Source organism: Paenibacillus jamilae (assembly GCF_050482105.1).
GTDB classification, from domain to species: Bacteria; Bacillota; Bacilli; order Paenibacillales; family Paenibacillaceae; genus Paenibacillus; species Paenibacillus jamilae_B.
In genome coordinates, this window is record NZ_JBCNHI010000011.1 from 127,513 (window position 1) to 152,906 (window position 25,394).

Annotated in this window: 20 protein-coding genes; 17 read left to right on the forward strand and 3 right to left on the reverse strand. The window is 45.9% G+C overall.

Annotation, left to right across the window (positions count from 1 at the left end; translation table 11 throughout):
- The first annotated feature begins 127 nt into the window (after positions 1 to 127).
- From ABEW32_RS08050 to ABEW32_RS08100, 11 genes are all read left to right on the forward strand, one after another.
- A complete protein-coding gene (locus ABEW32_RS08050) occupies positions 128 to 853 on the forward strand; it encodes a methionine ABC transporter ATP-binding protein (RefSeq protein WP_430186383.1) in 726 nt (241 codons plus the stop codon).
- Positions 846 to 1,517: a methionine ABC transporter permease gene (locus ABEW32_RS08055; protein ID WP_430186385.1), complete on the forward strand. Its 672-nt coding sequence runs from the start codon at positions 846 to 848 to the stop codon at positions 1,515 to 1,517. Before ABEW32_RS08050 ends, ABEW32_RS08055 begins: the two co-directional genes overlap by 8 nt.
- Before the next feature lie 276 nt (positions 1,518 to 1,793).
- Positions 1,794 to 2,651: a MetQ/NlpA family ABC transporter substrate-binding protein gene (locus ABEW32_RS08060; protein ID WP_430186387.1), complete on the forward strand. Its 858-nt coding sequence runs from the start codon at positions 1,794 to 1,796 to the stop codon at positions 2,649 to 2,651.
- A 349-nt stretch (positions 2,652 to 3,000) separates the two neighbouring features.
- A complete protein-coding gene (locus tag ABEW32_RS08065) occupies positions 3,001 to 3,420 on the forward strand; it encodes a hypothetical protein (protein ID WP_430186389.1) in 420 nt (139 codons plus the stop codon).
- A 15-nt stretch (positions 3,421 to 3,435) separates the two neighbouring features.
- Positions 3,436 to 8,403: a DUF4132 domain-containing protein gene (locus tag ABEW32_RS08070; RefSeq protein ID WP_430186391.1), complete on the forward strand. Its 4,968-nt coding sequence runs from the start codon at positions 3,436 to 3,438 to the stop codon at positions 8,401 to 8,403.
- A 230-nt stretch (positions 8,404 to 8,633) separates the two neighbouring features.
- Complete coding sequence (locus ABEW32_RS08075) at positions 8,634 to 9,128, forward strand: GNAT family N-acetyltransferase (RefSeq protein WP_430186393.1); 495 nt, start codon at positions 8,634 to 8,636, stop codon at positions 9,126 to 9,128.
- Between the two features lie 195 nt (positions 9,129 to 9,323).
- Positions 9,324 to 10,307: a Gfo/Idh/MocA family protein gene (locus ABEW32_RS08080; RefSeq protein ID WP_430186395.1), complete on the forward strand. Its 984-nt coding sequence runs from the start codon at positions 9,324 to 9,326 to the stop codon at positions 10,305 to 10,307.
- 496 nt (positions 10,308 to 10,803) lie between these two features.
- Positions 10,804 to 13,533: a beta-glucosidase gene (locus tag ABEW32_RS08085; protein ID WP_430186397.1), complete on the forward strand. Its 2,730-nt coding sequence runs from the start codon at positions 10,804 to 10,806 to the stop codon at positions 13,531 to 13,533.
- 187 nt (positions 13,534 to 13,720) lie between these two features.
- On the forward strand, positions 13,721 to 15,238 hold the full coding sequence (locus ABEW32_RS08090) for a glycoside hydrolase family 30 protein (protein WP_430186399.1): 1,518 nt from the start codon (positions 13,721 to 13,723) through the stop codon (positions 15,236 to 15,238).
- Between the two features lie 272 nt (positions 15,239 to 15,510).
- The gene (locus ABEW32_RS08095) at positions 15,511 to 16,302 is read left to right on the forward strand and encodes an S-layer homology domain-containing protein (RefSeq protein WP_430186401.1); all 792 of its coding nucleotides are present in this window, start codon (positions 15,511 to 15,513) and stop codon (positions 16,300 to 16,302) included.
- Positions 16,303 to 16,411: 109 nt separating this feature from the next.
- On the forward strand, positions 16,412 to 16,900 hold the full coding sequence (locus ABEW32_RS08100; protein WP_430186403.1) for an RTX toxin: 489 nt from the start codon (positions 16,412 to 16,414) through the stop codon (positions 16,898 to 16,900).
- A gap of 408 nt (positions 16,901 to 17,308) precedes the next feature.
- Here ABEW32_RS08100 and thyA read toward each other — a convergent pair whose 3' ends face one another.
- A complete protein-coding gene (thyA, locus tag ABEW32_RS08105; protein ID WP_430186405.1) occupies positions 17,309 to 18,184 on the reverse strand; it encodes a thymidylate synthase in 876 nt (291 codons plus the stop codon).
- Positions 18,185 to 18,663: 479 nt separating this feature from the next.
- Here thyA and ABEW32_RS08110 point away from each other — a divergent pair, with 479 nt between their 5' ends.
- The 6 genes from ABEW32_RS08110 (at position 18,664) to ABEW32_RS08135 (ending at position 23,461) form a co-directional block, all read left to right on the forward strand.
- On the forward strand, positions 18,664 to 19,005 hold the full coding sequence (locus tag ABEW32_RS08110) for an iron-sulfur cluster biosynthesis family protein (protein WP_430186407.1): 342 nt from the start codon (positions 18,664 to 18,666) through the stop codon (positions 19,003 to 19,005).
- A 144-nt stretch (positions 19,006 to 19,149) separates the two neighbouring features.
- Positions 19,150 to 19,707, forward strand: coding sequence for an SLOG family protein (locus tag ABEW32_RS08115; protein ID WP_430187009.1), 558 nt, complete (start codon positions 19,150 to 19,152; stop codon positions 19,705 to 19,707).
- Between the two features lie 156 nt (positions 19,708 to 19,863).
- Positions 19,864 to 21,729, forward strand: coding sequence for a rhamnogalacturonan lyase (locus tag ABEW32_RS08120; RefSeq protein WP_430186409.1), 1,866 nt, complete (start codon positions 19,864 to 19,866; stop codon positions 21,727 to 21,729).
- 174 nt (positions 21,730 to 21,903) lie between these two features.
- Positions 21,904 to 22,146 carry a hypothetical protein gene (locus ABEW32_RS08125; protein ID WP_430186412.1) on the forward strand — a complete coding sequence of 81 codons (243 nt, stop codon included), beginning with the start codon at positions 21,904 to 21,906 and terminating at the stop codon, positions 22,144 to 22,146.
- 111 nt (positions 22,147 to 22,257) lie between these two features.
- Positions 22,258 to 23,124, forward strand: a complete 867-nt coding sequence (locus ABEW32_RS08130; protein WP_430187012.1) for a DL-endopeptidase inhibitor IseA family protein — start codon at positions 22,258 to 22,260, stop codon at positions 23,122 to 23,124.
- Positions 23,125 to 23,215: 91 nt separating this feature from the next.
- Entirely contained in the window at positions 23,216 to 23,461 is a 246-nt protein-coding gene (locus tag ABEW32_RS08135; RefSeq protein ID WP_250272929.1) for an HPr family phosphocarrier protein, read from the forward strand.
- Positions 23,462 to 23,551: 90 nt separating this feature from the next.
- Here ABEW32_RS08135 and ABEW32_RS08140 read toward each other — a convergent pair whose 3' ends face one another.
- A complete protein-coding gene (locus tag ABEW32_RS08140) occupies positions 23,552 to 24,340 on the reverse strand; it encodes a formate/nitrite transporter family protein (protein WP_430187015.1) in 789 nt (262 codons plus the stop codon).
- Positions 24,341 to 24,429: 89 nt separating this feature from the next.
- Complete coding sequence (locus tag ABEW32_RS08145; RefSeq protein ID WP_039276815.1) at positions 24,430 to 25,212, reverse strand: Cof-type HAD-IIB family hydrolase; 783 nt, start codon at positions 25,210 to 25,212, stop codon at positions 24,430 to 24,432.
- Positions 25,213 to 25,394 lie beyond the last annotated feature (182 nt).

A 25,394-nucleotide genomic window follows, 5' to 3' on the forward strand; every position in this document is an offset into this window, starting at 1 on the left:
AGGCTTTGCCCGATTTCTGCTCTGTGGTATATTAATGCAATGGGAATTGACGGCTCGACAGACCCGCCTGGGCTGGCGGGCTTATTACATTTTCCCGCAGTAATGGATCATCAGGAGGCCAAGTTTCATGATTACGCTGCATCAGGTAAACAAGCATTATACCACCTCAAGCGGCCCATTTCATGCGGTTCAATCCGTGTCCCTTCAAGTGGAGGAGGGGGAAATTCACGGTATCATAGGTGCCAGCGGTGCCGGCAAGTCTACGTTGCTCCGGTTGATGAATGTATTGGAAAGGCCGGATGAGGGAAACGTGGTTGTAAATGGGGAAGATCTGACTGACATGTCGGAAAAACGTCTCCGTGAGGCACGACGATCCATAGGGATGATTTTTCAGCATTATCATCTTGTTCACAATCGGACGGTAAGTGGAAATGTAGCAATGCCGTTGGAGCTGGCAGGTGTCGTGAAAAAAGAGAGAGCGGAACGCGTGCGCGAATGCCTGCAATTCGTCGGTTTAGCGGATAAGGCGGAACAGTATCCGGCACAGCTGAGCGGAGGCCAAAAGCAACGTGTGGCGATTGCCAGAGCACTGGCGAATCGTCCTGCGGTGCTGCTTTGTGATGAGCCGACCTCGGCGCTTGATCCCCAGACGACCGCCGATATTCTGGGCGTGTTAAGGGAGATTAACCGTGAACTAGGAGTTACCATTGTAATCGTCACGCACGATATGGACGTGGTTCGCAATATTTGTACCCGTGTATCCGAAATGCGGGACGGGCGTTTACTTTCAACGAAACATGTAGCTGACCCTATGGTAGGTTCAACAGCGGAAGCAGGTGAAGCTGATGAATGAGACGTTGAGCATCATTGCGCAGTATCAGTCAGAGATATGGAAGGCCATTGGAGAGACGTTTATCATGGTGGGGATTTCTATCGCAGCAGCTGTGCTGTTAGGGCTTCCGGCAGGTACGATTTTATATTTGTGCGGTAAAGGGCAAAAATATGAAAATCGGCTGCTCTTCACCATACTGAACAGTCTAGTCAATGTTATCCGCTCGTTTCCGTTTTTGCTGCTCGTGGTGTTTATGATTCCATTTACACGGCTGGTGGTAGGTACGGCGCTGGGGACGATGGCTGCTACGGTTCCCTTGTCAGTGGTAGCCATCGCCTATTATTCCAGGCTGGTGGAGCAATCGTTGCTTGAGGTGCCTAAGGGTGTGATTGAAGCCGCTACATCTATGGGAGCATCCACTCTCCAGCTTATTTTTAAATTTCTATACGTGGAAGCCCGTTCCGGACTTGTACTGGGTTTGACCACATCCACCATTAGCTTCATCTCCTACTCCACGGTGATGGGTATTGTGGGCGGCGGCGGGGTAGGCGATTTTGCCATCCGCTATGGTTACCAGCGGTTTGAAACAGGCTTGATGGCGTTCACCATCGTCGTCATGATTGTTTTCGTACAAACGATCCAGTTCACCGGAAGCACCATATCCCGCCGGATCGACAAGCGGTAAACGGCAGGTTGTATGGCAATTCACTTGCAACACCCACTATGGGAAATAAAAATGACCTTACAGTGCCTCAAAAGCGGAGCGGGCAGAATTGTTCTGGAGAAGCGTCAGCGTTCGCCTTTGAAATGGGATTCTAACCTATAAACTGTGTTATAAATCAGAGAGAATCCCATTTCAACAGCGATCGGAAGAACAATCTGCACGCGAAGCGGCTCAATCTCCCACTGTAACTCATATTTTATCTTTCCAATCACAACTAATTTGGAGGTTCATCATCGAATGAGTCGGAAAAACAACATGAAAACGAACTTGAAATTACTTACACTATTTGCAGTGGTTATGCTGCTGGTTGCCGGATGTGGTGGTCAAAAGCAGGCTACACAAGAAACAACAACTAAAGAAGCAGCAGCCCAAAAAGAAGTGACCTTGAAAGTAGCCACGCTAATCCCGCCGATGACAGATGTGCTGGATATCGTGAAGCCACTGCTCAAGCAAGACGGAGTGAATTTGGAAATCGTCGTGCTGTCAGACAATATCCAACCGAACAACGCATTGGCAAGCCATGAAGTGGACGCGAACTTCTTCCAGCATGCTCCGTTTATGCAACAATATAATGAAAGCAACAAGTCTGATTTGGTAGCGGTAAAACCGATTTACAACGCCATTTATGGCGCGTACTCCAAAAAATACAAGAACATTAAAGACCTGCCCGAAGGTGCCACGATTGCTATCGCCAATGACCCGGCCAATACCGGACGCTCTTTGGTAATGATGGAGCAAAACGGTTTGATCAAGCTTAAAGAAGGCGTAGGCTATAATGCTACACAGGCTGATATTATTGAAAATAAGAAAAAGTTTGTATTTAAAGAAGTAGATTTGTTGATGCTGGCGCGGTCACTGGATGATGTGGACATGGCTGCCATGTATCCTGCATATGCCAAGCCACTCGGTCTGACACCGAAGAAGGACGCGCTGATTACCGAAAAAGATGATACGCACTTCGCCATTAATTTGGTAGCGCGCAAGGATAATGCAGATTCCGATGCCATTCAAAAGCTGGCAAAACGAATGACCGGACCGGAAGTACGCAAATTTTTTGAGGATAATTACAAGGATAGCGTGGTTCCAGCATTTTAAAATAAATAAGTATTGAAACATTATTTTATGATGATATTTGGCCTGTACAATGGAGTGAAGTCTGTGAAGAGCAGATGGCTTTCCTTGTGCAGGTCTTTTTCTTTTTCATCCTTAATATGGATAAATTTCATCGAAATCAGGGTACAAAGTCTTATTTTTTAAGATTTTAGTGTATTACAGCACTGTGAATTTTGGTCATAAAGGGTGATGGAGTAATGATAAGGAACATATTAAAATAAATATACGAACAAACATTCGTTTTATGTTTTATAAGCGATGTTTGTAGGAGGATCGAGAAATTCAGCTGACAACGGGTCAAAAGCGTCAATAAAAAAGGAAGGGAAACGATATGAAGCTGTTTGTAACTGTAAAAAGTTTGGGAAAGCGCAAGCCCGCACTCGCACAACAGGAAATAGAGCTGAATCCTACTCCAGAAACATTGCGAGATTTGATTACTACAACCGTTATCCTGAATGTTCAAAAGCTACGGGAAAAGCAGGAGAGTGTCGCGTTGATTCCGTTCCTTACGGGAGAGGAAGTTCAGGCACAAGGTGAGACAGGCAAAGTTGGATTCGGTTCCATATATAATGATGGTGTTCCTAATATTGAGGCTGCCGTGAACACGGCGATGCAGGCCTTTGAGGATGGTTTATATAGGGTTTTTGTATGTGATGAGGAAGCGATTGAACTGGACGCTCCTTTGTCACTTCATGCAGGGGATGAGATTGTATTTATACGTTTCACAATGTTGGCTGGAGGCCTATGGTAGAGGAGGAGACGAAATATGCATCAGGAGAACAATGAGCAAGAATATTTCGCCACACTGAAAGAGCGCGCTGCGCAACTGGGTGGACAACAACAGGAGTTGGCTCAGTACGTTGTAGAACTGGGTAAGCTTCATTACATACAAGAGGTCGAGGAGCCTTTTATCAAATGTCAGCAAATACTGAAAGAACGGGCGGCAGAAAGCGGAGAACCGCTGTTCAAGCCACTGACAGAGGTACTGCGTGCTCTCATTGGACAAACAGCCAGCGATGTGTTCGCACATCTAACAGAGCATGTGACTGAATACCCATACAGTACCGGGTATGAGCGCAGACCGTTTCGCACTTCGGATATTACCGCTCATACCTCCCGGGTGTATAAAAAAATGGTGCAGTTGATCCGAATGGGCTGTATCGGATTCTCTATAATGGATTATTTAACGAAAAAGGATTATGAACTAGGCAGGGATTACCGGGTTCAGGAAACGATTGGGGATTGGATTGCTTACGAGCTAGACAACGGCAATTCACAGGTGCTTGAGGCGCTAAAAGCCATTATTTATGGGGATAATCAGGCAGCGCTACTGACGCGCAATATGATTAAAGGTATGCTGCTGAGCCATCAAGAAGAGAATTATCACATGATTGGCGAGCTGCTGACAGCGGCCAAGCTTCAAGAGGGATTACGCCAAAGCATTGTGGAGCAAATGGATGAAGGAACTCCTAAGGCTCTTATTTATCTGTTAAAGGTGATCATCGACCAAGGCTTCATTCGATACAGTTCGGTAGTACGGGCGCTTGCAGTGTGGACGGGCATGGGCTTGGAATCTGCCAATCAGCGGGTCGTTCGCCAGCTGATCGAGCAGGCATATGAAGCATTAACTCGCACTGAACTGCGCCAGGAATGGCTGACGAGCTCAAATGCTAACGAACTGTATATGAGCTTGTGGGCTACAGCAGTGCATGAGGAACGTGACTTGTATGGACAGGTTCGCCAACTTATGGAGCACGGGGCAGCTTACCAGAAGATTGTAGCTCAGTATGTACTGTCTAATACTAAAAACAAGGATTTGCGCCTCGGAGTTGCAAGAGAATATCTGGATGAGACGGACCCCGAGCTTTGCTATTGGATACTCACGAACTATACAACCGATTATTTTTATGAATGGGTAGAAGGAGGGACGGTCGCGGATCGAATCGTTAAAGTGGCGCGCACTCCTTTGCTGGAGAGCGAAGAAGAGCGTCGTAAGGATTTTGAACGACTTCATAACTTGTTTGTACATATGAAAAAGGGTGAGTCTACCGAGCCCTCCAAGGTGCTGGATTATGTAAATCTGTATCACCGCTCGGATGCACCTATTCAAAAAATGCTCTATCTCACTGGTTATGATATGGACGCTTCCTGGATTGGGGAAATTATAGCCTTAAAGGATCAGATTAGCCCTAATCTGCGCGGCGAGATATTGAATCATTTTGTGCAGAACCCTGAGAATACGGTACAGCGTGATTTTATCTTTTCCAGCTTGTCAGACAAAAGCATGAGTATCCGTGAGTTCGCTGTGGCCAAGGCACGTAAGCTGAAGCTGTCGGAACCAGAAATGCAGCAAATGGAAGCCTTATTAAAGCTCAAGACAGGCTCGTTGCGACAAAGTGTCATCGGTGTGTTGCTTTCACAAGCGGAAGAGCCGCTTGCTGGCTCTTTGGAACGCTTGCTTCGTGCGAAGGCGGAACTGCAACGATTGGGTGGACTGGAAATATTGACGAAGATATATGCAGACCCGGATCGTGCCGAGCAGTATGAAAGCCTGCGGGCTTTAGCGGATATCATTCAGCAACCCACCGCCAAAGAGGAGCAACTGCTGTCCAAGCTGGGACAGGAGGATGCTTATACAGGGACAAACGGCTTTGGCCTGTACGATCCGAATGTCAAGGAAGCTTGGTTGGAAGAGAAGGTTGATCTGGGTGATTTCCAAATGGCCGATGTTTTTGCTAGTCCATTGGAGAAGCTCAAGCAGTTCTTGAGTGGACTGGATGAGCTTGTTCATCATCATCGTGATGTGGAATATACTGCGGAGTATTATTCAGGCTACAAAGATACATTGCTAGTTGGGACAAATCTTCGCCCTCTGCGGCTGGCTCAGGTCGATGAAGAAGTAGATTCCAGGCTGTCTTTATATCCTCTTTACGAGGAGTGGGACCGTTATTTGCAGGAAAGCGGCATAGAAGCGCGTGAACTGCTGGAGCTTGTTTTTTATGATCGATTGGAACCAATGGACCGAACGTTGGATCGCTACTATCGATATTTCTCATTTAACTTTGGCTATTCAGAACGAGGCAAGCACAAGCTGCTGGAAGGGTGGCGTAAAGACTTCGCCGAACAAATGTATCCTTTAGAGCGGATTAACGAGGTTCAAAAGTGGATGGCAGAGCTGACCTATTCCGATCAGGTAAGCACATTAATTAATGCTTATTTTATGGACACAGCCGGAGCCGAAACATTTGACGCAATCGACCTTGCCTTCAATTCACTAATGCAGAGCATGCCTAAGGATAGACCTGTAGAGGATATGGGAATGTTTCATTTATTGTCCGGCCCGTGGGTGGCATTGGAGAAAGGGCGAGTCCATGATAATGAGTCCTTTAAGCGCTTTTTCCATACCTTCGTGAACTACGCAGAATGGCCAGGCATGGACAATCGTTTTTATTCTCCGCTGGATCTGGAGGATCACTTCAAAGCCTATGAAAAAGGGCTGATTGGTGTAGGTGAAGTGTATCGGGAACTGCTGGCCGGTAGTGAAAGCAGAAGCCATATGAGCACCTTAACCAATGCCCGCAATACATGGATTTCCAGCAAGCCAGAATTTTTGGAGATACGTCGTACGGTTATTGATCGACTGCTGGAGGTTGAACTGGTTCGAGGCGATTTGCCTACCGAAGCCACGCCAAAGGTAATGGGTCTGAGCCGGATTGAAGGCATGGATTATTTTATCCGTATTCTGGAGGGTCTCGACAAGGAAACGTTCGTACGTGGTTATGTGTATGGCTACGGTGATCGTATTACCAAAAAAGAATCGTTCAGCCACTTGCTCAAGGCATGTTATCCAAGTGAGGGCGAGGATGCTGCATTACTCAAGGAGAAGCTGAAGAACACTAAAATTACAGATAAACGTCTGCTAGAGGCGGCAATGTATGCCCCGCAGTGGATTGAAATTGTAGCAGGCTATCTCGGATGGGAAGGACTTCGCAGTGCAGCATGGTACTTCCATGCGCATATCAATGAAGGCTTTTCGGCTGAGAAGGAAACGATTGTAGCTCATTATTCACCGATAGCTCCGCAGGATTTTAATGATGGTGCCTTTGATATTCACTGGTTTCATGAGGCCTATGAGACGCTGGGCGAGGAACGATTTGATCTGCTGTACGATTGTGCCAAGTATATTTCGGCTGGTGCCAACCATCGTCGCTCCCAGTTGTTTGCGGATGCAACGCTGGGTAAGCTGAAACGAAGTGAAATGGAAAAGTCAGTGGAAGACAAGCGAAACAAAGACCATTTGTTGACCTACAGTCTGATTCCACTGGCAAATCCGCCTGAACCAGATGTCCGTGAACGTTATGATTTTATCCAGAAGTTTCTGGAACAAAGCAAAAAATTCGGAGCACAGCGGAAGGCTAGTGAGGCACTGGTTTCGCGGATTGCGCTCGGGAATTTGGCACGTAACGCAGGTTATGATGACGTAACCCGTCTCGTCTGGGATATGGAAGCTCGTAAGCTGGATGACCTCCGGTCTTATTTTGAGCCCCATGCCTTGGATGAGACTACAACGATACAACTCGTCATTGATGATGAAGGAACGGCAGATATTGAGATTGTCAGCAAAGGGAAGACGCTGAAATCCATTCCGGCTCGTTTCAAGAAGGATGAGTATGTCACGGCGTTGAAGGACCTTAAAGGAGATCTGGTAGACCAATATCGCAGAGCCCGCAAAGAATTGGAACGCTCTATGGAGTCTGGTACAACCTTTATGGTGAAGGAATTAAGAGGATTACTAGGCAATCCTGTGCTTGCTCCACTGGTGCGGACACTGGTTTTCAAAGCTGGTGATCACCTCGGATATTTTGACGGGGATACGTTGGTGTTGACTGCTCCTTCTGCTGAACAGCATACTATTGGAGAAGAGGATAAGCTGATTATCGCACATCCACTTCATTTATACGAAAGTGGTCGTTGGAGCGAGTTCCAGAAGGACCTATTCGACCGTCAGATTCGCCAGCCATTTAAGCAAGTGTTCCGTGAGCTGTACCTGCTAAATGCTGATGAACGTGCCAACGCAACAGTTTCCCGTCGGTATGCGGGACATCAGGTACAGCCGAATAAAACGGTATCTTTACTAAAAAGTCGCCAATGGACAGTCAGCTATGAAGACGGACTCCAGAAGGTGTACTATGCCGAGAATTTGATTGCGAACCTGTATGCTATGGCCGACTGGTTCTCACCAGCGGATACTGAGGCTCCTACACTGGAGACCGTGCAGTTCTTTGATCGGACAACATATAAGAGCGTGCCTTTGGAGGAAGTTCCACCTGTTCTGTTCTCTGAAGTTATGCGGGACGTCGATCTGGTCGTCAGTGTTGCTCATGTAGGCGGCGTTGATCCGGAAGCTAGTCTGACAACCGTTGAAATGCGCAAGGTCATTGTGCAGGAATCACTTCGTCTGCTGAAAATTAGCAATGTACGCTTAGATGGGAATTATGCACGTATAGATGGGAATCTTGGCGAGTATGCGGTACATCTTGGAAGCGGGGGTGTCTACAAGCAAGCAAAGGGGGCACTGCATATTATTCCAGTGCATTCGCAGCATCGTGGGCGCATCTTCCTGCCGTTTCTGGATGAAGATCCAAGAACAGCCGAGATTCTATCCAAAATAGCATTGTTGGCTGAGGATCAGAAGATCAAGGACCCACAAATTCTTGAACAGCTCCAAGCATAAAATAGAAATTTTGATATAGTGAAATCTATAATTAACTCAACGTTCGCACCTAGACAAGGTTCCAAATCATCGCCTGTATAGATTGGAAGCTCAGTTTAGTTGCGGAGGTTGAGTTATTTAATACCATGTACGTACGGTGCACGAATAAGGAGATATGCGTAGAAAGTTATCTCTGTGTTTTGATAAGAAGCTTATGGCATCAAAATTGACGATAATAGGAGAATACAGCGATGATAAATAGCATCCTTTTACAAGAGTACACAACTGGGTATCAATCGCAAGTTGTCGATTTAATTTTACATATTCAACAAAACGAATATAATATCGCCATCACTCAAGCAGACCAGCCTGATCTGCTTGATATTGAAAACTTCTATCAGCATGATAACGGCAACTTCTGGGTGGCTCTTAGTGAAGGACTCGTAGTAGGGACGGTTGCGTTGCTAGATATCGGAAACTATAAGACAGCACTCAGAAAGATGTTTGTAAAACAAAACTATAGAGGCAAAGCCTTGAACGTTTCGAATCAATTACTGCAGCATGCCATAGAATGGGCGAAGGAACGGTCTGTTGAAGGAATCTATCTTGGAACAACACCGCAATTCGTAGCCGCTCATCGATTTTATGAGAAGAATGGATTTGTGAGCATTGTCCCTGATGAATTGCCAATGGGCTTTCCAGTTATGAAAGTGGATAAAAAGTTTTACAAATACACCATTCAATAGATGACCTTAATCAAGACCGGTCCTGAAGGAATTCCTGTTCAACATTGACTTCATGTTGCGCCTCGCTGCCTTCCTGCCGAGCCGCAACATACACTGTCCCCGAACAGGAATTCCTTTTGTTTAGGGCAGGTGTTTGCTAGAATGAAGAAGATCGTGTAAGTCTACGTTAACTATACAACTGGGAGGGATACAAGTATGAGCAAAAAGATTAAATGGGGAATTGTCGGTACGGGATGGATCTCGGATCAGTTTGTGGCGGATTTGCGACATGTTACGAATGGAGAAGGATATGCCGTTGGATCACGCAACATTGAAAGCGCTACCGAATTTGCGGCCAAGCATCAAATGGCACAGGCTTACGGCAGCTATGAGGAATTAGTGCAAGATTCCGAGGTCGATGCTATTTACGTAGGGACTCCTCATCCTTTTCATAAAGAAAATGTTCTAACGGCTCTTCGAGCGGGCAAAGCCGTCTTGTGTGAGAAACCCTTCACCGTCAACAGCAAAGAGCTGGAGGAAGTAATCAGCTACGCGCGTGACCATAAGCTATTTTTAATGGAAGCCATGTGGACACGTTTCTTGCCCCCGATTCGCCAAGTGCGGGAGTGGATACATGAGGGACGTATTGGTGAAGTGAAGCTGGTGAAGGCGGAATTTGGTTTTCGCATAGATTGGAACCCAGAGGGAAGATTATTGAATCCCGAACTGGGCGGAGGGGCGTTATTAGATGCAGGAATTTACCCTGTTTCTTTTGCTTCGATGGTGTTTGGCCCTGAACCAGAGCATGTATGGAGTACGGCTCATATCGGGGAAACGGGCGTTGATGAGACATTTTCGATCATGCTGGATTATGGAAAAGGACGTACGGCTATGCTTAATGGCGCAGTTCGTCTCGGACTGACGAATGAAGCTTATATCCATGGAACCAAGGGCTATATCCACATTCCGTCATTCCTAAATGGTACATCGGCTACTTTAGTTATGGACGGTAAAGAGGCACAAAACTTTCAGGATGATCGCTCCTCTACAGGCTATGCCTTTGAAGCAGAAGAAGTTGGGCGCTGCTTGAACGAAGGTTTGCTTGAAAGCTCTACTATTTCTTTGGATGAATCATTAGGAATTATGAAATTGATGGATCAGATTCGCTCACAGTGGGGACTTCGGTATCCGTTTGAATAATCACATTAAAGCAATATCGCTTCCAGGGACCTTTCAGGTTCCTGGATTTTTTTATGATCCGTCCTTTTTATACATAAGTATTTCCAATTTCCTGAAATAGAGGCTTTGGTCGCACACTAAAAAATTCCATAAACGTATGTCAAAGCGTGGGACATATGAATCATTTTTTAGAAAATAAAATAGTTGAGAAATTGTCATTAAAAAGTTACAAAAGTGTAATCTCATGATCGGTTAACTGAATTGTTAGCGCTCTCTTCATATGAGAAAGAATGAAGGTCCTAGTGCGTTTATTCCAAAAAATCTCAATGAAATTTTCGAAAATGTGCGGTAGGGTGGTAAACGTGTCACTTGAGCCAGTACGGCTTTTGCTGATTTGCTTGCTTGTCCTGTAGCTCTGGATTTTTGTCGGAGCTCGCAGGATCGAGAGCCCTTGCAAGCCTGTGAGCGTTGAATAGGCATTCACCTCATGACCAAACATCAAGGAGGAATTACAAACGTGAAAGTAAAATCAACATGGTTGTTCCGTATGGTGATGATGACAGTCATTGCGGCTGTTGTGATCGGACCTATGCATATTGCAGGAGCTGCAGGAAGCTGGACAGATCGGCCTTGGATGAACACGTCCCTGTCAGCTGAGAAACGAACTGCATTACTGTTGCAAGAAATGACGCTGGAGGAAAAAATAGATTTGGTGACTGGTAAGGTCAACAATTATTATGGATTTTATAATAATTCGATGGAACGCTTGGGCATTCCGGCGCTGAAGATGGCAGATGGACCTGCGGGTGTGCGGATCGCCAATCCGGATGTGCAGGACAAGCAATCGACGGCGCTGCCTGCCCCTATTGCACTGGCCGCAACCTGGGATACCCAAGCTGCCAAACAATATGGAGATTTGCTTGGAGACGAGGCTTTTAATACAACTCATAATGTGGTACTGGGACCGGGGATGGATATTGCCCGCATTCCATGGGGATCGAGGAACTTTGAATCTATGGGCGAGGACCCGCTACTCCAATCGCAAATGGTGACCGCTTATGTCAAAGGTGTACAAAGCCATCCTGTTTTGGCGACTGCGAAGCATTACCTTATGAATAATCAGGAGACGGAGCGTTTCACGACAAATGTCAAAGTCAGTGACCGTGCGCTGCATGAAATTTACATACGCCCGTTTCAGGAGGCAATTGCCAAGGCAGACTTGGGAGGAGCTATGTGCTCCTTTAACAAGGTCAATGGTGAATCGGCATGTGAGAACAAGACCATCCTGACAGATCTTTTGAAAAAGGAAATGCAGTTCAAGGGCTTTGTGATGAGTGATTATGGCGCGAACCTGAGCACAGTCGAATCGGCAAATAGTGGCTTGGACCTGGAAACACCGGGAACCCCTTATGGTAAATGGGGAGATCAGCTGCTGGATGCGGTCAAGACTGGGAAGGTCAGTGAACAAACGATTGATGATAAGGCTAAGCGTATTCTGGTGCAGATGTTCAGTAAAGGTTTGTTTGATCACCCGGCTCAAAATAATCAAATAGATGCCCGTGATCATGGTAAAACAGCCCGCCAATTGGCTGAGGAAAGTATGGTACTGCTTCAAAATAAAAACGACGTATTGCCGTTGTCTCAAGATAAACTTAAATCCATTGCAGTGATTGGTCCAGATGCAGATAACGGCACCGTAGCAGGCGGAGGCAGTTCGTTGGTGAACCCGACTTACACCGTGAGTCCGCTGGAGGGCATCCGTAATCGTGTAGGCAAAGGAGTTACTGTCCAGTACGCACCGGGCACGGACCCTATTTCTGCGGGAGACATTATGCCAGGCCCATCAGCGGTTCCGTCCTCATTGCTGACCACATCCGATCAGAATAAGAATACCAATGTTGGATATGCGACGTATGGAGATGCTGAACAGGGGCTGCGAGGCGAATACTGGACGAACAACAAGATGGAAGGCAATCCGGTTCTGGTGCGTAATGATGATCAAGTCAACATGAACCTTGGCTTTTATAATTATCAGGGCTTCAATGCGAAGTCCCCTAAAGTGCCTAATACACCAACGACACTGAATGGTTTGATATCTGCACGCTGGACAGGGGCTATTGCAGCTCCCAAGGATGGTGACTATGCATTGTCATTAACCAGTTTGGGATCAAGCAAGCTGTATATCGATGACAAGCTATTTGTAGACAACCAAGGTACGAAGCTGGGAACAACGAAGAAAAGCATCTCGCTCAAAGCAGGGGAAAAGCACAAGATACGAATTGAATATCGTGCCGATTATCCAACAAATGGCCGCGATTCTGGCGGTATGGTTCGTCTGGGCTGGGAGCCTCCGGCAGATACGACAGACAAGCTGATTGACAATGCTGTAAAGCTGGCCAAAAAATCGGATGTTGCGATTGTGGTCACGCGTACGTATGAGAGTGAAGGCTATGTAGAGCGTTCCGATATGGAGCTGCCGAACAATCAGGATCGGCTGATCCGTGCGGTTGCCGCTGCCAACCCGAAAACCATTGTGGTACAAATGAGCGGCAGAGCTGTGCAAATGGACACTTGGCAGGGCAAAGTTCCTGCGATTGTACAAGCATGGTTTGCGGGTCAAGAGCAAGGGAATGCCATAGCGCGCGTCTTGTTTGGGGATGTAAATCCTTCTGGCAAGCTGCCGGTAACCTTCCCGGTTAACGAGCAGTCTACACCTGTATCCTCACCGGAGAAATTCCCGGGTGTCAATGGAGTGGGTGACTATTCAGATGGTATTTTTGTAGGCTACCGTGGATATGAAAAATCGGGTATCCAACCTGCGTTCTCCTTTGGCCACGGTTTATCCTATACGACCTTCGGATACAGTGATCTGAAGGTAAAACAGCATGCGAGTGGCAAGAAATCCGATCGTACAAGTTATGTCGAAGTATCGCTTAAATTGAAAAACACTGGGAAAAAGGCTGGAGCTGAGGTTGTACAGGTATACAGTGGTAAGCTTCCGACCAATGTAGAGACCCCATCCCGTCAACTGGCAGGTTGGACCAAGGTAGAATTAAAGCCGGGCCAAGAGAAGAAGGTTCGCATTGAGCTTGACCCGAAAGCTCTCTCTTATTGGGATGAAAAATCCCAGGCATGGGTTATGCCATCTGGTGAAGTTCCGATTTATGTAGGCAGCTCCTCTCAGGATACTAGATTGACAGGAAGTGTTACGATTCCGGCAACCTTTACAGAAAAGGCAAAAAAGTAACCCCGTTATATTCCTTTTAAAATGGTTAAATTTCAAGAGAGCACGGGCACTAGCACCGGCTCTCTTTTTGCTATCAGTAGGTAACCATTCTAATAGGATCTAATAGGTATGCAAAGGGAAAACCTAGTGAAAGCTGTAATAGTAGGAACGATGGAGACAGGATGAATATAGAGAGAGGAGGATATAGATGAAGAAACTCCAAAAACAACGACGTTCTGACTTCTTGCTGCTTATAGTTGCGGCTATCATCTTGATTGGTGCTATTCTGGTCAGTCTGGCTATGCAGAATGGTGTGAACACGGCAGGCGAAAAGAATGTCAGTATGTGGCTAACCACACCGGACCCGGCGAATCGTCTAACACAGCAAGCCCCAATTCCATGGAAAATAGACAGTAATAACGAAGTTGCAGCGGGTTCGGATACACTGACGGTTGAGATTAGACCAAATATTCGTTACCAGACGATGGAAGGTTTTGGCGCAGCAGTGTCCGGTTCGTCCGCATATCTGATGAATCATGGCATGTCTGCCAATCAGCGTGACCAGTTGATCAATGACTTGTTTACAGCCAGTGGCATACAATTGAGCTATATTCGCCATACCATTGGCGCATCAGATTATTCAGTAGATGAACAGGGACGTCCTAGCAGCTACACCTATGATGATGTGACAACAGGCAAGGACTATGAGCTTAATCATTTCTCTATTGCCAAGGATCGGGATGTGATCGATGTTCTGCAGCAAATTCTGAGGAGAAACCATGATCTACGGATTATGGGGACTCCATGGACGGCCCCTCCCTGGATGAAATATGGTGAGCAGATATATAACGGCTGGTACCTGAACTATACTGATCCGCGTGTCTATCAGGCGTATGCGGACTATTTTGTTCGTTATATACAGGCCTATGCGAACGAGGGGATTCCAATTCAGGCGATTTCTATTCAAAATGAACCAGAATTCACTACATCCAAGTATCCCAGCATGAGTATGGGAGCAGCGGAGCAGGCGAAATTTATTAAGCAATATTTAGGTCCGGCCTTAAGTCGAAACGATCTGTCTACCTACATTATTGCCTTTGACCATAACTGGGATACAGGGAGTGAATATGCCAAGACCGTACTGGGAGATGAGCAGGCTCGAAGCTATACACACGGGACAGCCTTTCATTGCTACCAAGGAGAACCAACAGCGATGACAGACGTGCACAATGCTTTTCCGGATAAGCCTGTTTATATGACAGAATGCAGCGGAGGAGCGTGGAGCACGAGCTTTGGAGATGATCTGAGCTGGGATATGTCCAAGCTAATCATTGGCGCCCCCCGAAACTGGTCGCAAAATGTCCTCTTTTGGAATATTGCACTTGATCCGTCCGGTGGTCCGACCAATGGTGGATGTACCAACTGCAGAGGTGTAGTGACCATCGACCCGTTAAGCGGTGCCGTTACGAAAAATGTAGAATACTATGCGATTGGACATGCCAGCAAATTTGTCCGTCCAGGTGCGGTACGTATTGATTCTACCCATTATAGTGGAAGTATCGAAACGGTCGCTTATCGTAACCCCGACGGTACGCTGGTCTTGATTGCCGCCAATACAGGAGAGAACACCAAGACATTTAAGGTTCGGCAAGGAAATCGCGTTTTCAAATCAACCCTTCCGTCCAAGTCAGCAGCTACCTTTCAATGGGAGCCTACAACTTCCTGATGGCCTGTACATCAATCTTTATCAAAATGTTAGAGCACTTAGCCATATCTGGCTAAGTGCTCTTTTTTCTTTATCAAGTTCTAATTGTGAACGAATAACATTTTTAGATTGTTCAGAATTGGTTCAGAACCGGATGATAAGATCTTTTCACTAACAAAAGAATGAACCGTGTACGGGGAGAAACTGGTGATTAAGAACAAATAAAGAAGGGCAGAAGGCGCTAATCGTGACGTTGCTGGCAGGTATGGCATGGGAACCACAGCTTTGTTCATGTGGAAAAGAAAGGGGACACGTCAGCAATTGTGACTACAGCGAATACAGCGAATACAGTATCTTTTACCGATCAATCCAATATGTCGTCCCAGGCGTTACAGGTAGTACAGGAGGCTGTGAAGCAAGGGCTAATCACCAGTTATCCGGATGGTTCATTTCGCCCTGATCAACCAGTGACGCGTAAGGAAATGGCCGCTTTACTGGGTAATGCACTTAAGCTTGACGTAACGGCGAAAGCAGTGAATTTCAACGACACACAGGAAAGTTGGGCACTTCCTTATATAGAGGCGGTGTGTGCGGCAGGTCTAATGACTGTGGACCCAACGGGAGCTTTCCACCCGGGTGCTCCGGTGAGTCATGAGGAATGGGCATCCATTTTGGTGAGAGTCATTGGAGAAACTCATGTTCAAGGCAGTGATATTCAGAATATCACCGATGGCGGCGGTGGCAGTTCTACAACGAATCCAACACCAACGTCCACAACTAAGCATGTTCCTGTCAGAGCCACAGTTCCTCCCGATCAATACGGCATTGTAGGTTCAGGGGATACACTCATGGATTTAAAAATTGTTTTTTTTGATGCCGATCAGGATGAGTTATCATATCATGCGGTCACTTCAGATGTATACGTAGCAGAAGCAGAAATAGCAAATCAACAGCTTACGCTAAAGCCCAAATCAGCAGGAAGCACACAGGTGTTTGTGACGGCAGAAGACGGAAAAGGTGGCAGAGCGAGCGTGTTTTTCACCTATACAGTCACTGACTCTATTTATAGCTCAACTTTGAAGTAATTTGAAGTAAATGATGTTACAAAGCTCGACGTTCACGTTGTATTTAGGGGTACCGCCTGGCAGAGCGATTATATTTCAGGTTCATTAGGAACCACAGGAGGCATTTCTTTTGTTCTTTTCACAATATGTCGATGGTGGAGACGGTCGCATCGTGCTGCAATTGTTTTACAACCGAGAAAGTGACTTCTCTCATAAAATAGAAGGATACGAGCTGGAGGTTCACCAATTCATGAAAAATACGAACCATATGAACATATCCAGCATGGCACTATATCCGATTAATCCAGTAATACCGTATTTGATCATAAACAGTATGTTTTACGATTTTATGGATGTAACCAATGTTGCCTATTTTAATCAAGAGGGACATTTCTATAGCCCAAGCGAATTCAATACGGTCGCATATGTACTAAAAAATCATGGCACTGTGGTAGATGTGCTCGGCGAGCCTCATTCGCAGGATCAATTGTTTCCTCAAGGCGGGACTTTTGTTCGTAAGCAGGGGATAACGTGCGGATCGCCGGTTTTTGATCAGCAAAATGAGTGGATTGCATATCCAAAAGGTACTTATCAATATGTGGGCAGACACACACCTTAATTGTGTAAATTGGTCTGAGACCCCTGCTCCTAAAGACAGGTCATTAATTTTTATATAGGTGTAACTTAAATAGATTTATGATGCCTGTCCAACATTAAGAAATAAGGCTTTCAGTTTGCCGCCTTTTTTGTTGTCACCCTCCTTTCGGCCGATTTATCTCTACAACAATGTGCAAAGATTCAAGATCATAGGGTCAAAGAGCATTTTTCTTGAACTAAATTGTTTACAGCTAAATATTGAAAGTTATGGACAACTTTTTGCAACACTTAATAACCAACGTATGAGTCAATGTTATAGTGGGCGGATTGTTTATTATTCTAAATTTAAAAAAGGCGCCACAGGGTCACTTAACCCTGTGGCGCCTTTTTATAAAAGTACCATGGAAGCTGAAACAACGTCATGGATGAGTTACTCAGCTATTTGATACTTGAAAATACCGTTATGCTCATAGTCAATCAGCTTGACTTCAGACAATCTGCGATCAAAGAAAGAGCGTTTTTTTCCATTTTTATCGAATTCTTCTGGAAGAATCAATGTGGGAGTACATTCAGGAATAGGTTGAGATAGTTGTTCTTTTAAAATATCAATGTGTCTGTCGTATACATGGGCATCGTCGATACACCAGTGCAGTGTGCCTAAATTATAGCCGCATTGATTAGCGACTAATCTGTGCAATACTGCATACTGGTAGACATTAAACGGATGACCTAAAGCCATGTCGGCAGATCTTTGCTTAACATGTAAATCAAGCACACCATTGTTTACCTTCCAACTTGTAGCCCAGACACAAGGCTCCAAGGTCATTTCGTCCAGCTCATCAACGTCCCAGAGACTGGTCATAATCCTACGTGAGCCAGGGTTTTTTTCAAGCTGATAAAGTACATATTCCACTTGATTTAGCTTTTCTTCTTGCCAAGAAACTTTACGACATTTTTTAGCAAGTTGATAGCCATAAGCTTTGCCAATCGTATTTTCTGCGTTGACCCATTCGTTCCAGACCTTGCATTTGCGGTCTTGAAGCCAGGTTACGTCATTTGATAGCTCCTGCCAAATCCACTCAAGTTCGACCAAAGGTGTTTTTTGAAAGACTCGCTTTGAGCGCAAAATTGGTATCCCGTCTTCAGGTTTAACTTTAAAGTTGACTCCTTGGATAAACTTAGTTGGTGCAGGACTGCCGTCTGCGTATTTTGCACGAACCAAAGCAGGGTCTTGATCCGTACCGTTCTCAATAATATCCATTACTACATCACGATAAGTCTTATCGAATCCTGTATAGTTAATCATCCAATCACCCTTTTTATTTCGATAGATCGATCCCCATTATAACACAGGAGGCAAAAGCTCTAAAAAATCATCCGTTTGTCATTGTGTAACGAGTGATGCTATAAATGACTATCTAATCAAAACATTAATTCATAAGGAGTTGTGTCACTCCGAATTATCAGAAGCTCTCGAAGAAGTTAGAAAAGGAAGAGAGATTGACAAAAGTTACTGTGGTGAAAACGGAAAACTTGAAGGCGTTGCTGCTTTACAAGACCCTTATCATAAACAGTTCGTTGCTCTTTGCAGTTGTCTAACCTGATCCAAAATTCAAATCAACATTAGCAGTGTGTATCCTTTTGTAAATATCATAATTAACTCTCTCCTTGTACTTAAAGTTTTTTGATGACTATAATAAAAATATAGCTTATATTTAGACTTTTTGGAGTTTGCGAGCCCAGATATGTCTAAACATCTCATTTATAAAGGAGAGAATTCATCTCATGAGTATACATTTAAAGTTGGATTCCTTGTCGGCTGAAAGGCTAGCAACGGTCCTTTCAGGACGGCCAGGCATGTTCAAATTGTTTTATGATACAGAGGATTGTGGATGCAACGGCGTACTTGTCATCTTGGTGGTCGATGCGCCGAATGAAACCGATATAGAAGTTCAGTCCGATTCGTATTCTTTTTGGGTAGATCGGCAGCAGGAGCAGCAGTTCGATAGCCAAATGCGGCTTGAGGCAGATCCCAGTTACCCGTCGTTCAAAGTAAGTAGCGATGCTGGTATATTGAGCAGCAATGTTAGAATTCAAGATCGGCGTGTAAACTCGTCCAAGGCGTGATATGCGGACGTAATAAAAATATTAAGCACCAAACAGCAATGCTAAATTAACACCAGCTTCCCAAAAACGAACCTTGTTAAGCCCACTGGCAGAGGTTCGATTTTACAATAATCTTTATGATAATTTCAGAAGGACGATGAGATGATGAAGAACTTGCTCGTTTCGGGCTATCGTGCCCATGAGCTGAATATTTTCAATCAAAAGCATGAAGGCATTCCATACATTAAAAAGGCGATTGCAGGTAGGCTGATTCCCCTGATCGAAGATGGGCTGGAATGGGTGATTACCCCCGGCCAATATGGGGTGGACTTGTGGGCTTGCGAGGTTGCCATTGCATTAAAGCAGCAATATCCCCACCTTAAATGTTCTATTATAATGGCTTATCAAAATATGGAGGAAAAATGGAAAGAGGATAAAAAGGAATACTTTCAGCAGGTTTGTGCCAAAGTTGACTATGTGGGAGTGGTTAGCCGCCAGCCATACCAGGGAATATGGCAACTCAAGGCACGGGATGAACTCCTTTTCCGCAAAACAGACGGTTTATTGCTTGTGTACGATGAAGATGCGGGAGAGGGCAGCCCACGTTTTATGAAGGAACTAGCATTAAAAAAACAACAGAAAGAAGGCTATCAGTATATCAGTATTAGCTCGGAGGATATCCAAAGCATAGCTGACGAAGAACGATTATTCATGGACCTCTGATTTTTAAAGCATTAGCCCGGATTTTTGAACAAAAAGGACGGAATCGTCCCTTTACATATATGTAAGCGCTATCATAAGATTTAAACAACAATAACTTATCAGTCAGATAAAATAAATTTATTGAAAATACAAACCTTGAAAGGAGCTATTACTCAGATGAACAAAAGATTTCGGCATACTGTGTTGCTCTGTCTCGGTGTCATGCTGTGTGGAGTGGTCACTCCGATCGATAGCCAAATTTCAGCCGCCTCGACGAGGCAAATGGAGAAGCTGAGCAGGGGAACTGTCGCAGTGAAAGTACCAGAGGGTGTACTGGTGAGCTGGCGCTTACTGGGTACGGAAGCGGATTCGGTTGGCTTCAATTTGTACAGAGGAGCAAGCAAGGTGAACGATACGCCGATTACATCGAGAACCAACTTTCTGGACAAGGCAGGTACGACATCATCTTCGTATACCGTTCGTGCCGTGGTCAATGGAGCAGAGCAGGCCGCTTCACCAGCGGTAAAGGTATGGAACAACAACTATTTGGACGTTCCCATCCAGCAGCCTGCAGGAGGAACAACCCCGGATAACGTGAACTACACGTACAATGCCAATGATGCCAGTGTAGGGGATCTTGATGGGGACGGCGAGTATGAGATTGTGCTGAAATGGGACCCTTCCAATTCTAAGGACAATTCGCAATCCGGTTACACAGGAAATGTATTTTTGGATGGATATGAGCTGGATGGAACTCGCAAATGGCGAATCGACCTGGGACGGAACATTCGGGCTGGAGCTCATTATACGCAGTTTCTCGTCTATGATTTTGATGGAGATGGTAAAGCAGAGGTGGTATGTAAGACGGCAGACGGGACGGTAGATGGTACAGGTGTAAAAATTGGCGACGCTTCGGCTGATCATCGCAATACGAGCGGGTATATTTTAAATGGACCCGAGTTTCTGACCGTATTTTCAGGTGATACAGGCAAGGCTCTCAGTACAATTGACTATGTGCCACCGCGTGGAACAGTATCCAGTTGGGGAGATAACTATGGTAACCGTGTAGATCGTTTTTTGGCCGGGGTTGCTTATCTGGATGGCGTGAGACCTAGTATAGTAATGGCACGTGGTTACTACACCCGCACCGTTCTGGTCGCATATGACTGGCGGAACGGCAATTTGAGCCGCCGCTGGACTTTTGACAGCAACAGCTCCACCAATGCCGGAACAGCCGGACAGGGGAACCATAGTTTGAGCGTGGCAGATGTGGATGGAGATAATAAGGATGAAATCGTGTATGGCTCACTGGTTGTAGACGATAACGGAGCGAAGCTGGCTAACACGGGGATGGGACATGGAGATGCGCTTCATGTTGGGGATTTGGACCCGGACCGTTCAGGATATGAAGTGTTCAAGGTGAACGAAGACAAAAATGCCACCTACGGAGCTGCCATGTATGATCCGCGCAATGGCAACATTTTATGGGGCGTAAAAACAGGCAAGGATACCGGACGAGGCATGTCGGCAGACATTGATCCCCGTACCAAAGGAAACGAACAGTGGGCACCGGGCATCGGGTTACGTTCAGCCAAGGGAGAGCTCATTACCAACACGATGCCGTCTTCCATTAATTTTGGAATCTGGTGGGATGGAGATCTCCTCCGTGAACTGCTGGATCATACCTCAACAAGCGCTGGTAAAATCGACAAGTGGAACTATACAAACTCGACGACTTCCAACTTGCTTACGGCCACAGGGACGAGTTCCAATAATGGAACCAAAGGAACGCCGTCATTGCAGGCTGATCTGTTCGGTGACTGGCGGGAGGAAGTCATTTGGCGCAAAAGTGATAATTCGGCGCTGCGTATCTACACAACACCTTACGAGTCAGAACACCGATTCTACACGCTTATGCATGATCCGGTGTATCGCCTGAGTGTGGCCTGGCAGAACGTAGCCTATAATCAGCCACCGCACACTGGCTTTTATTTGGGAGAAGGGATGTCCAAGCCGCAGCAGCCAAACATATATAGCCCTTGATGTGCAGCGCGATAGTGAGGGAAATGCAAGTTAGATGAACATGATTAGAAAGGGCTCCAGGCTAATCGGGGTCCTTTTTGTTATGGATACAAAGGGGAACGTATGTTTTTTCTTATATATGGGAACATTAGTTCCTATCAAGGTAATATATGTATTAAAAAGGAGGCGGAATCTGTGAGTTCTTTAACGACTGAAGGCATGATTGAGCTCGTAACTAATGTCGGATTCCCTGCAGCATTAAGTCTGATTCTGTTAAAATATATCCTCGTCACCCTTAATCGTAGATTGGAGCAGCTGGACCGTTCTATGAAACAAATATCACGATCCTTGGAAGAGATCGAGGTAAAGCAGGGAAAGCAGGGAAAGCGATCAGAATCTACGCTCCCGGCAGATCCAGACAAACTTCGTGCAGAATGAACAAAAAAAGGCAAATAGAAACAATTTAGCAACCCAATCGAGCAACGAAATTCTTATAATAGAAACGTGTGCAGTTTATGCAGACATATGATTATGGAGGTGTATATGAGTATGAAATTAAATACGAAACTATCCGCACTATGTGTTGCGGCCACACTTTTGAGCGCGGCACAAGTTGCCGCCGCTGCGCCCGCCGTGTCCGCTCCAGCGAACGCGGCGCAACCGAGCGTTGCTAGTCCGTCAGCAACTGTAACAGCCCAGGTACCAGCGCTGGCAGCCTCTGCGTCTGTTACGACGCCAGCTCCTGCGCAAGCGCCGACAGTTCCAGCAACAACAGCCCCAGCCGCAGGCTCAGTCCAAACGGCTACACCAGCAGCTCCGTCTGCACCAGCACCGCGCCCATCTGCGTCGGTAGCGCCAGTGGCTGTCCCGTCCGTACCATCGACTGCCAAGCCGTCCAAGCCGCAGCAGCCGTCCACTTCGGCGTCAGCCGCGGCTACGGCTACCAGCGTGAATCCAACCCAGCTGGACAAGCTGAACCACGAGAGTGCGATTCCGCTTGTGCTAGAGGCTCAGTCTCGTTATCAGTATGCCGTCAGCGGTGGCAATCCGGTGGGTGAAACGTTCCAGTTGAACGGTAAAAGCTACCGTTATCTGTCCGAGGACATCGGTACGAAGACCAAATTGACCAACTATTTGGCACAGGCTTATACCAAACAGGCCAGTGAGCAATTTGTCGGTAAATTTTTTGTTGAAGTTAACGGCAGACTCGCTCAGTTGAACGCAGATGGCGGGAATTTGCTAGAGTTCAGCCGGGCAACGGCCAAAATGGTAACTATGACTCCGGTGAAGCGCAGCTACCAGCTGACCGTGCCTTATCCGGCAGAAACCAAGAAGGCGAACGAGAAAATCACTGTGAATTTTGAAAAGGTCGGCAACTACTGGAAGATCAGCTCTGCGCCGCATGTCATTTTCTAAATTAAGTTTGTGCAACGTTGTTTATAAAAGGGTATAGTGATACTAAGGCTTGTTCTGTAAGCCCCAATTCAACGCAGGGGAGTGCTGTGTGATGATGACACCCATCAAGGTAAAAAACGTTAAGGATATTGAGAAGATTAATCAAATCGTATCCAATTATACGTATGACATCTGGATTCATGGCAAAAGCGGCATGGCAGACGCCAAATCCATCTTAGGCATGTATGTGCTCAAGCTGGATGAGCCGTTAACTCTGGTTGTACCTGACAACGTCAATCCCAAAAAGCTGTTCAAGGAGTTGGAGGAATTTATTCATTTTCCTGCTCAAGAAGAATAAACAGCGAAGAAGCACCTGCAGACACTGCATACGCTATTTGTCGCAGTTCACACAAAGAAGCCATGGAACTTAGGTTCCACGGCTTCTTTTTTAGTGTTCCTCCTCATCCAAAAACGGGAGATTGACCGAATAGTACATAACCCCCATAAGCAGCACGCCGCCCACCAGATTCCCAAGCGTTACCGGAACGAGATTATGGATGACGCCAGCGACTGAGACCGTACCCGGATGATCGAGCACGAGCGCAATGGCGAAAGTACACATGTTAGCTACACTATGCTCATATCCCGAAATAAAAAAGCAGAATACAAACAGCATCATGGCGAACATCTTTGCCCCATTTTCCTTCATAAACATCGGCACAAAAAAGGCGAGGCAGACCAGCCAATTACACAAAATAGCGCGAAAAAACAGCTGCATTGCAGGCGCTTCCATTTTGTGCTCAACCACGCTCAGCAGAAAGCTGTTCACGCTGGAGGAGTCAAACAGCCCTGTCAGGTATATAAGGAGTGCGAATACCCCCGCACCTAACAAGTTTCCCCCATAACTGGCAGTCCACAGTCGCAGCACCTGGCCCCAGCGCAGCTTTTTACGGAGCGCCGCATAGGTATAATAGAAGGTGTTACCAGTAAACAAATCCCCGCCGCCGTACGCGATCAGAATGATGGCTGCCCCGAACGTGAGCGCCGCCATGGGATAAGTGAATGGAGAATGCTCCATGTAAAAGAAGTTGCCTGTCTTGAAGGCGACAATAACGCCGAACCCGATAAACATACTCGCCAGCATGGAACGCGCCAAATACCGGAGTAGGCTTTGCTTGTAAATTTTGTACTTCTTCAGGGCTAGCTGTTCGACATTGCGTAAGCCTTCCGTTTCCATAGCCAACGACAACCTCCTATTTTTTCATATCTAAGTCATTAAACCGACTTGATTTTTCCTGAAACATGCCCAGTCCGTCAGCCATTTTGTTAGCTTAACAAACCAAGCTTTTGCAGTCCGTATAAAATACCGTCTTCATCTGCGCGTTTTGTGACCATTTTAGCAGCAGCTTTGGCTTCATCACAACCGTTCCCCATTGCGACACTGTTATGTATAGTTGTCAGCATCTCCACATCGTTTAATCCATCGCCAAAAGCGTATTGATTCTCATCGGCAATGCCCAGTCTGGACGTAATTTCGCGGATTCCCTTTGCTTTAGAGCCAGCGTGAGGAACAACGTCCACTGAACTTGGATGCCAGCGTACAAAGTCAAATGCTTTGAATACCGCTTCATAGTAAGGCTCTTCTTCTGCTGTACACATCAACAGCGTCTGATAAATATCTCTCCCTTGGAAATAGAGCGGATCGTACCCAACCGAAATTTTGGCCTTAAGCGTTTGGACCGATTTCTCCACCAGCTCATCGTTAGGAATATTGGCCTTCATGTCCATATGATCCATATATACGAGAGCATGATTATGTGTGAGTGCCAGATCAGTCATCGCTTGCAAGGCTTCACGATTCAGCGGATTGGTAGCGACGACTTCCCCGCGAAGCACGACATATTGCCCGTTAAAGCTAACATAGGAATCAATTTCTAGCTGCTCACGGATATCCTTGAACATAAAAGGCGCACGTCCTGTGGCGATGGCTACCTCATGTCCTTGTTCTTTCAAAGCGAAGACAGCTTTTTCGGCGGTTAACGGCATTTTCTTTTCATCGTCCAGTAATGTACCGTCGATATCGAAAAAAATAATTTTTTTGTCTGACATGTCCTTACACCTGACTTTCAATAATGTATTGTCGAAATAAACTCATATGGATTCATTATATCAAAGGAACTGCTTCTGAATACACAAATACGTATAAATCCTCATGAATGTCCGACCTCTATAGCTTACAATATGAAATAAGGATTACTGTAAAATATAATGTCTATCTCCTATTTTCATAG

Excerpts from the sequence above, each read along its gene's own strand:
- ABEW32_RS08050 (WP_430186383.1), top strand. The coding sequence starts at position 128 with ATGATTACGCTGCATCAGGTAAACAAGCATTATACCACCTCAAGCGGC.
- ABEW32_RS08055 (WP_430186385.1), top strand. The coding sequence starts at position 846 with ATGAATGAGACGTTGAGCATCATTGCGCAGTATCAGTCAGAGATATGG.
- ABEW32_RS08060 (WP_430186387.1), top strand. The coding sequence starts at position 1,794 with ATGAGTCGGAAAAACAACATGAAAACGAACTTGAAATTACTTACACTA.
- ABEW32_RS08065 (WP_430186389.1), top strand. The coding sequence starts at position 3,001 with ATGAAGCTGTTTGTAACTGTAAAAAGTTTGGGAAAGCGCAAGCCCGCA.
- ABEW32_RS08070 (WP_430186391.1), top strand. The coding sequence starts at position 3,436 with ATGCATCAGGAGAACAATGAGCAAGAATATTTCGCCACACTGAAAGAG.
- ABEW32_RS08075 (WP_430186393.1), top strand. The coding sequence starts at position 8,634 with ATGATAAATAGCATCCTTTTACAAGAGTACACAACTGGGTATCAATCG.
- ABEW32_RS08080 (WP_430186395.1), top strand. The coding sequence starts at position 9,324 with ATGAGCAAAAAGATTAAATGGGGAATTGTCGGTACGGGATGGATCTCG.
- ABEW32_RS08090 (WP_430186399.1), top strand. The coding sequence starts at position 13,721 with ATGAAGAAACTCCAAAAACAACGACGTTCTGACTTCTTGCTGCTTATA.
- thyA (WP_430186405.1), bottom strand. The coding sequence starts at position 18,184 with ATGATTAACTATACAGGATTCGATAAGACTTATCGTGATGTAGTAATG.
- ABEW32_RS08110 (WP_430186407.1), top strand. The coding sequence starts at position 18,664 with ATGAGTATACATTTAAAGTTGGATTCCTTGTCGGCTGAAAGGCTAGCA.
- ABEW32_RS08115 (WP_430187009.1), top strand. The coding sequence starts at position 19,150 with ATGAAGAACTTGCTCGTTTCGGGCTATCGTGCCCATGAGCTGAATATT.
- ABEW32_RS08120 (WP_430186409.1), top strand. The coding sequence starts at position 19,864 with ATGAACAAAAGATTTCGGCATACTGTGTTGCTCTGTCTCGGTGTCATG.
- ABEW32_RS08130 (WP_430187012.1), top strand. The coding sequence starts at position 22,258 with ATGAAATTAAATACGAAACTATCCGCACTATGTGTTGCGGCCACACTT.
- ABEW32_RS08135 (WP_250272929.1), top strand. The coding sequence starts at position 23,216 with ATGATGACACCCATCAAGGTAAAAAACGTTAAGGATATTGAGAAGATT.
- ABEW32_RS08140 (WP_430187015.1), bottom strand. The coding sequence starts at position 24,340 with ATGGAAACGGAAGGCTTACGCAATGTCGAACAGCTAGCCCTGAAGAAG.
- ABEW32_RS08145 (WP_039276815.1), bottom strand. The coding sequence starts at position 25,212 with ATGTCAGACAAAAAAATTATTTTTTTCGATATCGACGGTACATTACTG.